This is a genomic window from Cupriavidus sp. 05T42 (assembly GCF_056396345.1).
Window position 1 is genome coordinate 279,699 of the sequence record NZ_JBFTLH010000003.1, and the last position, 13,452, is coordinate 293,150.

General features: G+C 68.6%; 11 protein-coding genes. 9 read left to right on the forward strand and 2 right to left on the reverse strand.

The window, feature by feature from the left end; all coding sequences use genetic code 11:
* Positions 1-143 precede the first annotated feature (143 nt).
* From AC1EJR_RS05455 to AC1EJR_RS05470, 4 genes are all read left to right on the forward strand, one after another.
* Entirely contained in the window at positions 144-1,388 is a 1,245-nt protein-coding gene (locus AC1EJR_RS05455; RefSeq protein ID WP_477113077.1) for a cytochrome P450, read from the forward strand.
* 66 nt (positions 1,389-1,454) lie between these two features.
* Entirely contained in the window at positions 1,455-2,522 is a 1,068-nt protein-coding gene (gene selD, locus AC1EJR_RS05460; protein ID WP_477113078.1) for a selenide, water dikinase SelD, read from the forward strand.
* Positions 2,519-3,589 (forward strand): tRNA 2-selenouridine(34) synthase MnmH, encoded by a 1,071-nt coding sequence (gene mnmH, locus AC1EJR_RS05465; protein ID WP_441592812.1) that lies wholly within the window; start codon positions 2,519-2,521, stop codon positions 3,587-3,589. Before selD ends, mnmH begins: the two co-directional genes overlap by 4 nt.
* A 141-nt stretch (positions 3,590-3,730) precedes the next feature.
* The gene (locus AC1EJR_RS05470; protein ID WP_477113080.1) at positions 3,731-4,975 is read left to right on the forward strand and encodes an MFS transporter; all 1,245 of its coding nucleotides are present in this window, start codon (positions 3,731-3,733) and stop codon (positions 4,973-4,975) included.
* Here AC1EJR_RS05470 and AC1EJR_RS05475 read toward each other — a convergent pair.
* Positions 4,959-6,026 (reverse strand): zinc-binding metallopeptidase family protein, encoded by a 1,068-nt coding sequence (locus AC1EJR_RS05475; protein ID WP_477113081.1) that lies wholly within the window; start codon positions 6,024-6,026, stop codon positions 4,959-4,961. The genes AC1EJR_RS05470 and AC1EJR_RS05475 overlap by 17 nt on opposite strands.
* A 279-nt stretch (positions 6,027-6,305) precedes the next feature.
* Between AC1EJR_RS05475 and AC1EJR_RS05480 the strand changes: the two genes are divergently transcribed.
* From AC1EJR_RS05480 to AC1EJR_RS05500, 5 genes are all read left to right on the forward strand, one after another.
* Complete coding sequence (locus AC1EJR_RS05480; protein WP_454757970.1) at positions 6,306-8,738, forward strand: DUF3772 domain-containing protein; 2,433 nt, start codon at positions 6,306-6,308, stop codon at positions 8,736-8,738.
* 88 nt (positions 8,739-8,826) lie between these two features.
* A complete protein-coding gene (locus AC1EJR_RS05485) occupies positions 8,827-9,237 on the forward strand; it encodes a VOC family protein (protein WP_441592815.1) in 411 nt (136 codons plus the stop codon).
* 85 nt (positions 9,238-9,322) lie between these two features.
* Positions 9,323-9,979 (forward strand): DUF2076 family protein, encoded by a 657-nt coding sequence (locus AC1EJR_RS05490; protein ID WP_477113082.1) that lies wholly within the window; start codon positions 9,323-9,325, stop codon positions 9,977-9,979.
* Positions 9,980-10,034: 55 nt separating this feature from the next.
* Positions 10,035-10,991, forward strand: a complete 957-nt coding sequence (pip, locus tag AC1EJR_RS05495) for a prolyl aminopeptidase (protein WP_092294616.1) — start codon at positions 10,035-10,037, stop codon at positions 10,989-10,991.
* A 203-nt stretch (positions 10,992-11,194) separates the two neighbouring features.
* Positions 11,195-11,545, forward strand: coding sequence for a hypothetical protein (locus tag AC1EJR_RS05500; protein WP_092294614.1), 351 nt, complete (start codon positions 11,195-11,197; stop codon positions 11,543-11,545).
* 45 nt (positions 11,546-11,590) lie between these two features.
* Here AC1EJR_RS05500 and AC1EJR_RS05505 read toward each other — a convergent pair whose 3' ends face one another.
* Positions 11,591-13,336 carry a tannase/feruloyl esterase family alpha/beta hydrolase gene (locus AC1EJR_RS05505; protein ID WP_250025521.1) on the reverse strand — a complete coding sequence of 582 codons (1,746 nt, stop codon included), beginning with the start codon at positions 13,334-13,336 and terminating at the stop codon, positions 11,591-11,593.
* Between the last annotated feature and the right edge of the window lie 116 nt (positions 13,337-13,452).

Genomic DNA, 13,452 nt, shown 5'->3' on the forward strand with positions numbered 1-13,452 from the left:
TTGGCTCGCCATGTATCCTCACGCGGCCAGATACATTGCGATACAGAGTCGGATGGATGGCGCGCCGGCCGGCTGATATAAATGGCCCGAAATTCGGCACCGGTATTCCCTTCGTCCCCCTCCTCAAGACCAAGAAAAAAGTGATGAACTTCGAATCATTCGCCTCCCCCGCCTTTTTCACGAATCCGTATCCGCTGTACGACCAGATCCGCAGCGCGGGCGCCCTGCTGCCGCTCGGGCGCAACATCTTTGTCACCGGCCACTTCGCGGTCATCGATGCCCTGCTGCGCGACCGCCGCATGGGCAAGACCTACCTCCAGAGCGTGGAGGCGCGCTACGGCGAAGCCGCCACGCAGGACCCGGTGTTCCAGGCGCTGAGCCGCACCTTCCTGATGATGAATCCGCCGGCGCATACCCGGCTGCGCGCGCTGCTCATGCAGGCGTTCAACCGCAAGCAGGTGGAGGGGCTGCGAGAGATTGTCGAAACCACCACGCAGGCGCTGCTCGACCGTATCGGCGACAAACTCGGCGACAAACTCGGCGACAACCCCGGCGACAACCCCGAATTCGACCTGATTGCGGATTTCGCCTTGCCGCTGCCGGTGGAGATCATCTGCCGGCTGCTGAATATCCCTGCCGCCGATGGCGTCGCACTCGGCACGGCCGCCAGCCGGCTGGCCTCCGCGCTCGACCTCGCGCCGCTCAACGCCACCCAGCTCGCGGCGGCGAACCAAGCCGCGCTCGAGCTGGAGGCCTACTTCCAGACCGTGGTGGCGCAGCGGCGCGCGCATCCCGGGGAGGATCTGATCTCCAGCCTGCTCGGCGCGGAGGACGACGGCGCCACCCTGAGCGAGGCCGAGATCATCTCGAACGTGATCCTGCTGTTCGTGGCCGGCCATGAAACCACCTCGAACATGATCGGCAACAGCATGATTGCGCTGTTCCGGGCGCCCGCCGAGCTGGCGCGCCTGAAGTCGCAGTTGTCTGACGCCACGGCGGTCTCGCAAGCCGTGGCGGAATGCCTGCGCTACGACGGTGCGGTGCAGATGGTGGTGCGCACGGCGTTCGAGGACGTCACGGTCGAAGACGTGACCGTACCGCGCGGCAGCATCGTCTTTATGCTGATCGGCGCCGCCAACCGCGATCCGGCCGTGTACACCGACCCCGACCGCCTCGACCTCGCCCGCGACGCCACGCCCTCGCTCGCCTTCGGCGGCGGCATTCACTACTGCCTCGGCACCCGGCTGGCCACGCTCGAACTCGAATCGGCGATTGCCGGCGTGCTCGCCCGCTTCCCAGCCCTCCAGCCGGTTGACCTCGATCAACTGTCCTGGCACCGCCGCAACAACCTGCGCGGCGTGGAGACGCTGCGGGTTCGCACGCGGTAACGCGGGCGGCGGCTCCCCGGGGCTGGGGTATCCTTGCGTGTCCCTTCCGCACCTACCCCAGCCACCATGACCACCCCCACGCCCGCCACGCCCCCCGATATCCGCCTGACCAGCTTTTCCCATGGGGGCGGGTGCGGGTGCAAGATCGCGCCGGGGGTGCTGTCGGAGATCCTGCGGAGTAGTGGCGGGTTGCCGATGCCGCCGGAGTTGCTGGTCGGCATCGAGACCGCCGATGACGCGGCGGTCTACCAGTTGAACGACGACCAGGCGCTGATCGCGACCACCGATTTCTTCATGCCGATTGTCGACGACCCGTTCGACTTCGGCCGCATTGCCGCCACCAATGCCATCAGCGACGTCTACGCCATGGGCGGGCGGCCGATCATGGCGCTGGCGCTGGTGGCGATGCCGGTGAACCAGTTGCCGTTGGAGGTGATCGGCCGGGTGATGGAAGGTGGGCAGGCGGTGTGCCGGGCGGCCGGCATTCCGATTGCCGGCGGACACACCATCGACTCGGTCGAGCCGATCTACGGGCTGGTGGTGATGGGTCTCGCGCATCCGTCGAAGATCCGCCGCAACCGCGACGCCCGCGCCGGCGACGTGCTCGTGCTCGGCAAGCCGCTCGGCGTGGGCGTGCTGTCCGCCGCGCTGAAGAAAGGCCAGCTTGCCGATGACGGCTACGCGCGGCTGATCGACACCACCACGCGCCTGAACACCCCCGGCATGGCCCTCGCGGCGTTGGACGGCGTGCATGCGCTGACCGACGTCACCGGCTTCGGCATCGCCGGCCACACGCTGGAGCTGGCGCGCGGCGCCGGGCTGCGCGCGGTGCTGGACTGGTCCGCCCTGCCCCTGCTGCCCGAGGTGGCGGCGCTGGCCGGGCAAGGCCATGTCACCGGGGCGTCGCGCCGGAACTGGGAGGGCTATGGCGCCGAGGTGCAACTCGATGCCGGCCTGCCTGCCATCGCCCAGGCTCTGCTGACCGACCCGCAGACCAGCGGCGGCCTGCTGGTCAGTTGCGCGCCGCAGGCGGTGGATGCCGTGCTGCGCATCTTCCGGGAACAGGGTTTCGGCGAGGCCGCCGTGGTCGGCCGCATGGAGGCCGGCGCCCCCGGCCTGACGGTCCGCGCATGAAGCCCGTCGTCCGTGTGGAAGATCGGCACGCCTTCGATACGCTGATCGATGCCCGCTCGCCCGCCGAGTTCGCCATCGATCACATTCCCGGGGCCGTGAACTACCCGGTGCTGGACAACGAGGAGCGCCGCATCGTCGGCACGCTCTACAAGCAGGCCGGCGCCTTCGAGGCCCGGCGGGTAGGCGGCGCGATGGTGGCGGCCAACCTCGCCCGCCATCTGCGTGAAGCCTTCGCGGATCGCCCGGCGAACTGGAAGCCGCTGATCTACTGCTGGCGCGGCGGGCTGCGCAGCGGGTCGATGACGACGTGGCTGCGCCTGGTCGGCTGGGATGCCCAGCAACTGGCCGGCGGCTACAAGTCCTGGCGCCGGCATGTCATCGACACCCTCGCCGTGCAGGCCCCGCTGCTGCCGCTGGTGGTGGTGTGCGGCGCCACGGGCAGTGCCAAGACGCGGCTGCTGCACGCGCTGGCCGCGCAGGGCGAGCAAACCCTGGACCTGGAGGGGATGGCGCGGCACAAGGGATCGCTGCTGGGCGCCCTGCCGGATCACCCCCAGCCCTCGCAGACCGCCTTCGAAACCGCCCTCGCGGCGGGGGTCGAAGGGCTGGATTTTTCGCGCCCTCTATATATAGAGGGCGAAGGCCCGCGGATCGGCCAGCTGAACCTGCCGGTGCCGCTGGTGGCCCGGATGCGCGCCGCCCCGTGCGTGGAGATCCAGGCGGCGCTGCCGGCGCGGCTGGACTTCCTGCTGCGGGACTACGCCTACCTCGGCGAGCGGCCCCAATGGCTGGCCGACCAGCTCGCGCATCTCAAGCCGCTGCATGGCAAGGACACCATCACCGCCTGGCAGGCCATGGCCCACGCCGGCAACCTGCCCCAGTTGTTCGCCGAACTGGCGACGCGGCACTACGACCCGGCCTACGCGCGCTCCCAGCGCAAGCACTTCTATGCGTGGGATGCGCGCACCGTGATCACGGCGGACGACCTGTCCCCCGAGGGGATCGTGGCCCTGGCACGGGAGATTGCAGCAAGAGAAGCGGCAAAGCGAGCAAAACAGGGCGGATAAGCCACCGCCAGCAAGCCGGGCGAACTTCCTTCACAATAGCGCCCTGACGCCACACCGGAGCACGCTGGCAGCCCCGAGGCAGGACACAGATCCCGCCCGCCAGTGCGTGGTGATCCATAAATGCTTGCGATCTCTCTCCTTATGTCCGCGCCCTCCGGAAACTTCGACACCCTACCCGACCTCTCCTCCGACTCCGACGCCTCCACCCCCCGCAACCGCTCGGCCGACCGCCGCGCGCTGCTGGCATTGGGCGTGGGCAGCTTCGCCATCGGCACCGGCGAATTCGTCATCATGGGCCTGCTGCCCGATGCCGCCCGCGACCTGGCCATCTCCATTCCCGAAGCCGGCCACCTGATCAGCGCCTACGCGCTGGGCGTGGTCGTCGGCGCCCCGCTGCTGGCCGTGCTCGGCGCGCGCTGGCCGCGCCGCAACCTGCTGATCGCGCTGATGGCGTTCTTCGCCGTCGGCAACTTCGCCAGCGCGCTGGCGCCGACCTATGCGTCGATGATCGTCGCGCGGCTGGTGACCGGTTTCCCGCATGGCACCTACTTCGGGGTGGCCGCGCTAGTGGCCGCCGGCCTGGTCCCGCGCGAGAAACGCGCGCAGGCCGTGGGGCTGGTCATGCTCGGGCTGACCATCGCCACACTGATCGGGGTGCCGATTGCCGCCGCCATCGGCACATGGCTCGGCTGGCGCGCGGCTTTTGTGATCGTGGGCGCCATCGGCGTGCTGACGGTGCTGCTGGTGCTGGCCTGGGTGCCCTTCGTGCCGGCTGACCGCCACGCCAGCCCGCTGCGGGAGCTGGGCGCGCTGGCGCGCAAGCAGGTCTGGCTGACGCTCGGCATCGGCGCCATCGGCTTCGGCGGCCTGTTCGCCGTGTTCAGCTATATCAAACCGACCATGCTCGAAGTCGCCCACCTGCCCGCCGGCGGCATCCCCGTGGTACTGGCGCTGTTCGGCGTGGGCATGGTGGCGGGCAACCTCGCCGGCGCCAAGCTGGCGGACAAGGCGCTGATGCCGACCATCGGCGGCGTGCTGGTCTGGTCGGCGCTGGTGCTGGCGGCCTTTGTCTTCACCGCGCCGCATCCGTGGCTGGCGTCGATCAACGTGCTGCTGATCGGCACGGGCGTCGCGCTGGGACCGGCCTTGCAGATCCGGCTGATGGATGTGGCGGGGGATGCACAAACCCTGGCCGCCGCGCTCAATCACTCTGCCTTCAACCTGGCCAACGCGCTGGGCGCATGGCTCGGCGGTGTGACGATTGCCGCCGGCTACGGCTGGACTTCCACCGGCTGGGTGGGCCTGCTGCTGGCACTGGGCGGGCTGCTGGTCTTCGGGTGGTCGCTGCGCAGCACGTCCCGCCGGGGCATCACTGCCGCTGCATAGCGGCGTCCTCCACCACGCGGTGGACGAATTCCAGCTTGGCCACCACCTGCGGGGACAGCGTGAACGGGTAGCTGTCCGGCACGCCCAGGCTCCGGTTCAGGCTGTTCAGCGCGTAGGTGAGCGGAAACCAGCGGTTCATCAGGCTGCGGAAGGACGAATCCTCCACCGGCGTCTGATCGGTCAGCGTCGGCTCCTGCGCCCCCTCGGGCCGCAGCACCAGCCCGCAGGACACGGCGGTATCGAGCGTATCGACGATATGGAGGTAGTGGGCCCAGGTTTCGGCCCAGTCCTCCCACGGATGCATGGTGGCGTAAGCGCTGATGAAGGCGTCCTGCCAGTCTGGCGGCAGGTTGCCCTCGTAGTAGTGCTGCAGGGCCGTGTTGTAGTCCACCCGCTCGTCGCCGAAGCGCGCGCGGAACGGCTCAACCCAGCGCGTGCCCACCACCAGCCGCGTGAAGTAGTAGTGCCCCACCTCGTGCCGGAAATGGCCCAGCAGCGTGCGATAAGGCTCGTGCATGGCGGTGCGGGTCTGCTCGCGATGGGCGTCATCGGCCTCGGCGATGTTGATCGTGATGCGGCCGTTGTCGTGGCCAGTCAGGACCCTGCTGTGGTCGTCGGCGTCCTGGAGGAAGTCGAACTGCAGGCCGCCATCGGGGTCATCGTCGCGCGAGTCGATCGGCAGGTTCAGGGCCAGCAGGGTATAGAGCAGGCGCCGCTTGGCCACCTCCAGCCGGTACCAGTAGAGCCGGTTGTCCGGCACATCGAGGTTGGGGATGGTATCGGTCAGCACGCAGGACTGGCACAGGGTCTCCTCGTTGTTCGCCGGCACCATCCAGTTGCAGACCGCCTCCACGCGATAGTTATGGCAACGCCGGTAGATCGTGCCGGCCGTGTCCGGTTGCAGGCTGCGCCAGCCGGCGTCGTCATCGCCCTCGAACGCGGCGATCTGGGAAATATCCGGCAGGAAACCGAGCGTGGCGTTGCAGCGCTCGCAGGTAACGTTTTCAAAAAAGACGAGGTTGCCGCAGCGATTGCAGTGGAATGTCTTCATGGTCAGAGAGTGTTGGCCAGTCGGACCCGGCCCCGGGTCAGCATATCGCAAGAGCCATGCCGGAGCGGCATGATCGACGCAAGATGACCGAAAAAGCCGTGTGATCCATTCGCTTGCGTATAATCCGGGCTTCCGTGGCCAACGCGCCACGGACCGGCCCCGGGCCATTTCAATACCGGTCGGCGCGCAGCGCCGCCCACCTTCGCGGAAGTGCATCAGCCCCCCCGGCGGCCGTCACTTCTTGTTGTTCCCCTTGTTGCTCCCCTTCGTGCCCCCGACATGCGCAAACTTCCCAGGCTCGCCCTCAGCCTTGTGCTGGTTGCTCTGATCCAGCTACTCCCGTTCTCGTACTCGTCAGCCTTCGCCGCCGAATCGGCGTCGGCCGCCGAGGCCCCCGCAGCCGTCACCCTGACCCACGTCGAGGCGATGGCCGAACTGAAGCGCCTGCAGATTGCGCAGGACGAGATCAAGCAGCAGGCCTCCGGCAATTCGAACAACCCCAAGCTCGACGGGCTGGACGACGCCCTGCGCCAGCTGGCCGCCGATGTGGACAAACTGACCGCCACGCTGACCGCCCAGCGCGCCGCGCTCCAGGCCCAGCTCGATGTGCTCGGTCCGCCACCCGACGTGGGCACAGCCAAGGAAGCGCCCGCCGTGGCGCGGCAGCGTGCCGAGCTGAACGCGCGCAAGGCGCAGCTCGACGAGGAACGCAAGCAGACCGCCGACAGCCAGGAAAACATCGCCAACCTGAAGGATCAGGTGGCCAAGCTGCACCGCAGTCAGTTGCGCGACCAGCTCGCGCTGCGCTCGGACAGCATCCTCAATCCGCAGTTCTGGGCGCCGCTGGTCAAGCGCTCCGCCGAAGACCGCGAGCGGCTGGGCGCGCTGCGGGACGATGTGGTGCCGCTGCTGGCGCTGGCGTGGGAGCCCGCACAGCGCGTGGGCACGGTGCTGTGGCTGGTGTTCGCGCTGGCGGTGTGGTCGCTCGGTCGCCGGCTTTTGGAGCGCGGCGCGGCGTGGTTCTGCCTCACCCAGTTGCCCGAGACCCGGCTGCGGCGCAGCGCGCTGGCGCTGGCCACGGCCCTGACCACGGTGCTGACGACGGCGCTCGCGGCGCAGATCGTCTTCTCTACCTTCACGCGCGGCTACGAACTGACGCCGGAATTCCAGGAACTGATCGCCCAACTGGGCAAGCTGATGATGACCAGCGCGCTGATCGCCGGCCTGGGCCGGGCGCTGCTGTGCACCAAGCATCCGTCCTGGCGCCTGCCGGCGCTGGCCGACCCCGTCGCGCTGGCCATGAAGCCCTTCCCGACCGTGCTGGCCGGGCTGTTGCTGGTCTCGGGCACGCTCGAACTGCTGAGCCGCATGGCCGATACCAGCGTGCAGGTCACGCTGCTGGGCCGGGGGCTGGTCTCGCTGGTGGTGGTGCTGACCATCGGCGCCGCGCTGCTGCGCGCCAACCGCGTGCGGACCGAACTGGCCGCCGCCGGGGAGCGCCCCGAGGCGCGCGCCACGCTGGCCGGCCTGATCCACGCCGCCGTGACCGTGGTGGTGATTGTGTCGATGGTGGCGCTGCTGATCGGCTATATCAGCGTGGCCCGCTTCCTGACCTACGAACTGGTCTGGTTCGACATCGTCCTGTGCACGCTCTACCTGCTCACCCAACTGACGCGCGATGTCTGCGAGACGATGTTCTCGTCGGCGCACCGCAGCGGGCGCGTGATCAAGCAGCTGTTCGGGGTGGATGACAGCCATCTGGACCAGGTATCGACGGTGCTCTCCGGCATCGGCGCCAGCCTGCTGTTGCTGGTGGCCGTGCTGGCGCTGCTCACAGGTGGCTTTGGCACCACACCGGCGGATCTGCTCAACACGCTGCTGACCGTGCTCGGCGGCGAGAAGCTGCGCAGCCTGAACATCATGCCGGACCGCATCCTGAACGCGGTGATCGCGCTCGTGGTGGGGATCTGGCTGATGCGCGCCGTGCGCCGCTGGCTGGACCAGGAACTGCTGCCCAAGGTATGTGGCGAGCCGGGCCTGCGCGCCTCCCTGATCACGCTGTTCAGCAACGTCGGCTACGTGCTGCTGGTGCTGCTCATGCTGTCGCTGCTGGGGGTGAAGTGGGAGAACCTGGCCTGGATCGTCAGCGCGCTGTCGGTGGGTATCGGTTTCGGCCTGCAGGAGATCGTGAAGAACTTCGTCTCGGGCCTGATCCTGCTGACCGAGCGGCCGGTAAAGGTGGGCGACATGGTCAGCCTGGCCGGCGTGGAGGGCGATATCCGCCGCATCAACGTGCGCGCCACCGAGATCCAGCTGGGCGACCGCTCGACGGTGATCGTGCCCAACTCGCAGCTGATCTCCCAGAACCTGCGCAACGTGACGATGAGCAACAGCACGCAGGGGGTGGCCACGCTCCAGCTGACCTTCCCGCTGAACATCGACCCCGAGGAGGTACGCGACCTGCTGCTGGACGCCTACCGCGGGAACGAGGCCATCCTCGACATTCCCGCCCCCTCGGTCACGTTCAGCCAGCTCGCGCCGAACGGCATCACCCTGAGCGTGACGGGCTACGTGAACAGCCCGCGCATCGCCGCCAACACCAAGAGCGACCTGCTGTTCGAGATCCTCAAGCGGCTGCGCGCGGCCGATATCGCCCTGTCGGTGCCGCAGACGCTGCGGCTGGAGAACACCGCCGCCGCGCTGGGCACCTAGCCTGCGGTCCGGGTCGGACACGGTGTAGAGTGCGGGAGGCCGCCAGCCGGCTGCCCTCCCCTCCCCCCCCTTCGACAAGGAACCGGACATGACGCTGCAAATCGACCGCCTCGACCATCTCGTCCTCAACGTGAAAGACGTGGAAGCCAGCGCCGCCTGGTACGAGCAGGTGCTCGGCATGCAGCGCGAGGATTTCGCGTCGCGCACGGGCACGCGGGTGGCGGTGAAGTTCGGCCAGCAGAAGATCAACCTGCGCCCGGTGGGCGAAGACACCGTGGCGTGGTTCACCGGCGTGCACCCCACCGCCGGCAGCGACGACCTCTGCTTCATCACGCATATGCCGCCGGCCGAGGTCATGGCCCACTTCCTGGCCCACCGGGTGCCGGTGGAGGTGGGGCCGGTGCAGCGCTCGGGCGCGCTCGGGCCGATGACCTCGGTCTACTGCCGCGACCCGGATGGGAATCTGGTCGAGGTGGCCAGCTATCCGGCTGCGACCTGATTGCGACCTGGCCGGCTTTTAAGTCTGTCTTAAGCTTCCGTACCTACAGTGGGGCCATCCCACCCACCACCACACAGGTGACGCGATGACCCCTCAAGATACCCAGGCACTCGACAACTTCCTGACCCAGCTGACGCAGGCCCGCCTGCAGGCCAAGGACCCGCAGGCCGCCGCGATGATCGCCGACGCCGTGGCGCGCCAGCCAGACGCCGCCTACCTGCTGGTACAGCGCGCCATGCTGCTCGACCACGCGCTGGCCGACGCCCGCGCGCAGATCGCCGGGCTGCAACAGCAAGTCCAGCAGGCGCAGGCCGCGCAGGGCTACGGCGCGCGCGGCTTTGCCGATGGCGACGTGGCCTGGGGCAACAGCGTCGGGCGCGGCGTGGCGCCGGCCGCTCCGGTCCAGCCGGTTTCCGTCGCCCCCGCAGCTCCGATGCAGCCGGCCCCGCCCGCGCGCGGCGGTTTCCTCAGTGGCGGGTTCGGCAGCGCGCTGGGCAGCATCGCCACCACCGCGGCCGGCGTGGCCGGCGGCGCGTTCCTGTTCCAGGGGATCGAACACCTGTTTAACGGCAGTGGCAGCGGCGCCGGTAACAGTGGCAACGGCTTCCTCGGAGGCCAGCCGTCGGAAACCGTCGTCAACAATTACTTCGACGATGGGCAGGGCTTCGGCAGCGGCACGGCCGACAGCGGCAACCTCGATGCCGGGCTGGACGACTACCTGGACGACTCGTCGCAGGTCTGAGGGCGGAGGAAGGTGGCGCTACACTGGCGCCACCGCCCACCTTCGCGAGCCCCTCATGTCCGAACAGCGCCTGCTCTATCCCCCGATCGAACCCTACGCCACTGGCATGCTGGATGTGGGCGACGGGCACGTGGTGTATTACGAACGCGTGGGCACGCCCGGCGCCAAGCCGGCCGTGTTCCTCCATGGCGGCCCCGGCGGCGGGATCTCGCCCGACCATCGCCGCCTGTTCGACCCGGCGCGCTACGACGTGCTGCTGTTCGACCAGCGCGGCTGCGGGCGCTCCACCCCGCATGCCGGGCTGGAAGCCAACACCACCTGGCACCTCGTGGACGACATCGAACGGCTGCGCGAACTGGCCGGCGTGGAGCGCTGGCTCGTGTTTGGTGGCTCGTGGGGGTCCTCGCTGGCGCTGGCCTATGCCGAGACGCATCCCGAACGGACCAGCGCGCTGGTGCTGCGCGGCGTGTACACGGTCTCGCAGGCGGAGCTGGACTGGTATTACCAGTACGGGGTCTCCGAGATGTTCCCGGACAAGTGGGCGCGCTTTCAGGCGCCTGTGCCGGAAGCCGAGCGCGGCAACATGATGGCCGCCTACCGCAAGCTGCTGACCGGCGCCGACGAGGCGAAGCAGCTTGAGGCCGCGCAGGCGTGGAGCGTCTGGGAAGGAGAAACCATCACGCTGCTGCCCAGCCCGGACAACAGCGCCAAGCATGCCGACGCGCATTTCGCGCTGGCCTTCGCCCGGCTCGAGAATCATTACTTCACGCACCGCTGCTGGTTCGAGGACGGCCAACTGTTGCGCGATGCGCATCGGCTGGCCGGCATCCCCGGCGTGATCGTGCATGGCCGCTACGACATGCCGTGCCCGGCGCGCTACGCGTTCGCGCTGCACGCCGCGTGGCCCGAGGCGGAGTTCCATCTGATCGAGGGTGCCGGGCATGCCTGGACCGAGCCGGCCATCATGGACCAACTGATCGCCGCCACCGACAAGTTCGCCGTGCAGCCCTGACGACTGCCGGTTTCCGATGACTGCAAGGGCGTCGCCGCACGCCCGTGTTGGGTAGCTCACAGACCCCTCGCGCGCGTGTCCGGCGCGAGCTTCCCCCCCCCACGGCAGCGACCTATCCTGAACTCACGGGCGCCCCCGGCACCATGCGGCACCATGCGGCACCAAGCGGCGGCAGCCCGGATTCATCGAATGCGGGAGCGGTCATGACGCTGCGTAGCCTGTTGTTCATCGCCTCCATCGGACTCGCCTGGGCATCGCCCGCCCCGGCCGCCGGATGCCAGTACGACATGCAGTGCAAAGGGGAACGGATCTGCCAGATGGGGCAGTGCGTCTCCCCCGATGCCGAGGAGGCCGCCGAGCCCGCGCCCAAACCACCCGCCGCGCCCGCCGCCCGCGCCACCCCTGCCCCCGCGCCCGCCGCTGCCCCGCGCCTGTGCTGCACCGTCGCCGGCAAGCTCAAGCTGGCCCCCGGCACCGACAACGGCCTCGCGGCCGGCGAGGCCTGCCAGGGCATGACCAGCTCGGGCAAGCCCGTGCCGGGGTCGATCTGCTAAGGATTGGCGGAGCGACGCGCGGCGGCACGGGCTGGCCCTCGGCGCTCAGCTCGTCGTGGCGGTACAGCTGAAGTTTGCCGCGTCGTTCTGCTGCGCCTGCGTCGGATTGGCCGGCCCCGTGTACTTCGGATAGCTGCCGTAGACGCACACCGGCCGCGTGCGACCGTTGGTCGCCGTGGTGCTGGCGCCCTTGTTGCCGTCCGTCGCCACCAGGCCCGCCGGCGCCGCGCCGTTGACCACCCATCCGTCCAGCGCCGCGAGCCAGTCCACCGTGCTCTGGAACTGCCCGCTGCCGTGCCCAAAGCCCGGAATCAGGTAGAAGCGCGAGAACGTGTCCGCCGTGGCTTGCGTGTAGCGCTGCACGAGCCGCGTGTAGTAGTCGATCGAGTTATACGGCGTGATCGACGAATCGTTGGTGCCGTGGAACATCAGCACCTTGCCGCCCTTGGCGCGGAACGCGTCGAGGTCCACGTAGCTCGCGTCCAGCATGTCGCTGACCTGTGTGATGCGATTCTTCCAGTCGGCCGGATCGAAGCCCTGGATCGAATCGATCGACAGATTCCTGGTGATGATGTACCGCACCGTCGTGTCCGAGATGGTGTACTGGAACGCGTCGCCGCTGGGCGGGGTGCTATAGGCCGGCTTGCTGCCGAAGCCTTGCTCGGTGAACGTCGTGCCGTCCAGGATCGGCCACTTGCCGTAACTGCTGATGCCGCCAGGCAGCGTGAAGCCGAGGTTGAAGCGCGAGTTCAGGTGCGCCACCGTGGCGATCTGCGCGTCGGAGAGGCAGGTGTCCCCGGTGTCGGTGCCGCCGGCGCAGCGCAGCGGGTTGCTGACATCGGTCAGGACGAACTTGCTGGTGAGTGCGGTGCAGGCCGCGCCGTTGGGGTTGCTCACGACGCCGTCGGCCACGCCGTCCAGCGTGTCGCAGGCATTCATCGCCGCCGTGAACAGCGTCTTCATCTTCGCCGCACTGATCCAGCCGGCACCGCCATTGAGATACAGCGCCTTGGCGAAGTCGTTGCTGGCCACGTGCATCATCGTCACGTTGTAGGCGGGATAGCCGGCCACCACGCCGTCGTAGTCCTCGGGGTAGAACTGCGCCGCAATCAGCGCCTCATGCCCGCCCTGCGAGCCGCCGACGAAGTAGCTGCGTGCAGGGGCAGCGCCATAGCGCGCCTTGACGATGGCCGCCACGGCGTCGTGCGTCTTCTTGATCTGCAGGCGCCCGAAGTTGGCGAGCGCCTCGTCGTTGAGCGCAAATGCGCCACCGCCCGAAGCATCGTGGCCGCTGTCGCTGCCGTAGGTGACGTAGCCCTGCCGGATGGCATTGGCCACGCTGGCCGGCTGCGCCGTGAACGCACCGTCGCCGGTGACGACAGTGCCGTCGAGCCCGCCACCGCCCATCTGCAGCGTCTTGCTGTTCCAACTGGTGGGCAGGTTGACCTGGAAGTTGATGTCGGGCGCCGTCACGTCGACGGGGCGGATCGCGCCGAGCACCTTGCAGTACTCGCCATTGACGTTGCCCGCGGCGTCGGCCGCGATCCATTGCGCCGACTGGACCACCGCGCCGCTGGTGCTCAGGCCGATGTCCGGCGCACCAATCCTCATCGTCGCCAAGGCGTTGCACTTCTCGGCGGCGCTGGCGTTGGCGGGTGTACTGGGGACGGTGGTCGTCGTGCTCTGGGAGGGGGTGGCGGCGTCATCGCCGCCACATGCGGCCAGCGACGCCGCGACTGCCGTGGCCAGCGAGAACGCGCCGACCGAGAAAACCTTTCGGGAATACGCCATGCTCAAGTCTCCTTCTCATCTCTTTTTGGACGACAACAGGCCACACCGTGCGCGCGGGGCGCACAGTGCAGTGGAAACCGTGAAGAGGGATGACGGGCCGCGCACGCGTCGTGGGC

Bases quoted from the DNA above. Each gene is read 5' to 3' on its own strand.
- AC1EJR_RS05455 (WP_477113077.1), top strand. From the start codon at position 144: ATGAACTTCGAATCATTCGCCTCCCCCGCCTTTTTCACGAATCCGTAT.
- selD (WP_477113078.1), top strand. From the start codon at position 1,455: ATGACCACCCCCACGCCCGCCACGCCCCCCGATATCCGCCTGACCAGC.
- mnmH (WP_441592812.1), top strand. From the start codon at position 2,519: ATGAAGCCCGTCGTCCGTGTGGAAGATCGGCACGCCTTCGATACGCTG.
- AC1EJR_RS05470 (WP_477113080.1), top strand. From the start codon at position 3,731: ATGTCCGCGCCCTCCGGAAACTTCGACACCCTACCCGACCTCTCCTCC.
- AC1EJR_RS05475 (WP_477113081.1), bottom strand. From the start codon at position 6,026: ATGAAGACATTCCACTGCAATCGCTGCGGCAACCTCGTCTTTTTTGAA.
- AC1EJR_RS05480 (WP_454757970.1), top strand. From the start codon at position 6,306: ATGCGCAAACTTCCCAGGCTCGCCCTCAGCCTTGTGCTGGTTGCTCTG.
- AC1EJR_RS05485 (WP_441592815.1), top strand. From the start codon at position 8,827: ATGACGCTGCAAATCGACCGCCTCGACCATCTCGTCCTCAACGTGAAA.
- AC1EJR_RS05490 (WP_477113082.1), top strand. From the start codon at position 9,323: ATGACCCCTCAAGATACCCAGGCACTCGACAACTTCCTGACCCAGCTG.
- pip (WP_092294616.1), top strand. From the start codon at position 10,035: ATGTCCGAACAGCGCCTGCTCTATCCCCCGATCGAACCCTACGCCACT.
- AC1EJR_RS05500 (WP_092294614.1), top strand. From the start codon at position 11,195: ATGACGCTGCGTAGCCTGTTGTTCATCGCCTCCATCGGACTCGCCTGG.
- AC1EJR_RS05505 (WP_250025521.1), bottom strand. From the start codon at position 13,336: ATGGCGTATTCCCGAAAGGTTTTCTCGGTCGGCGCGTTCTCGCTGGCC.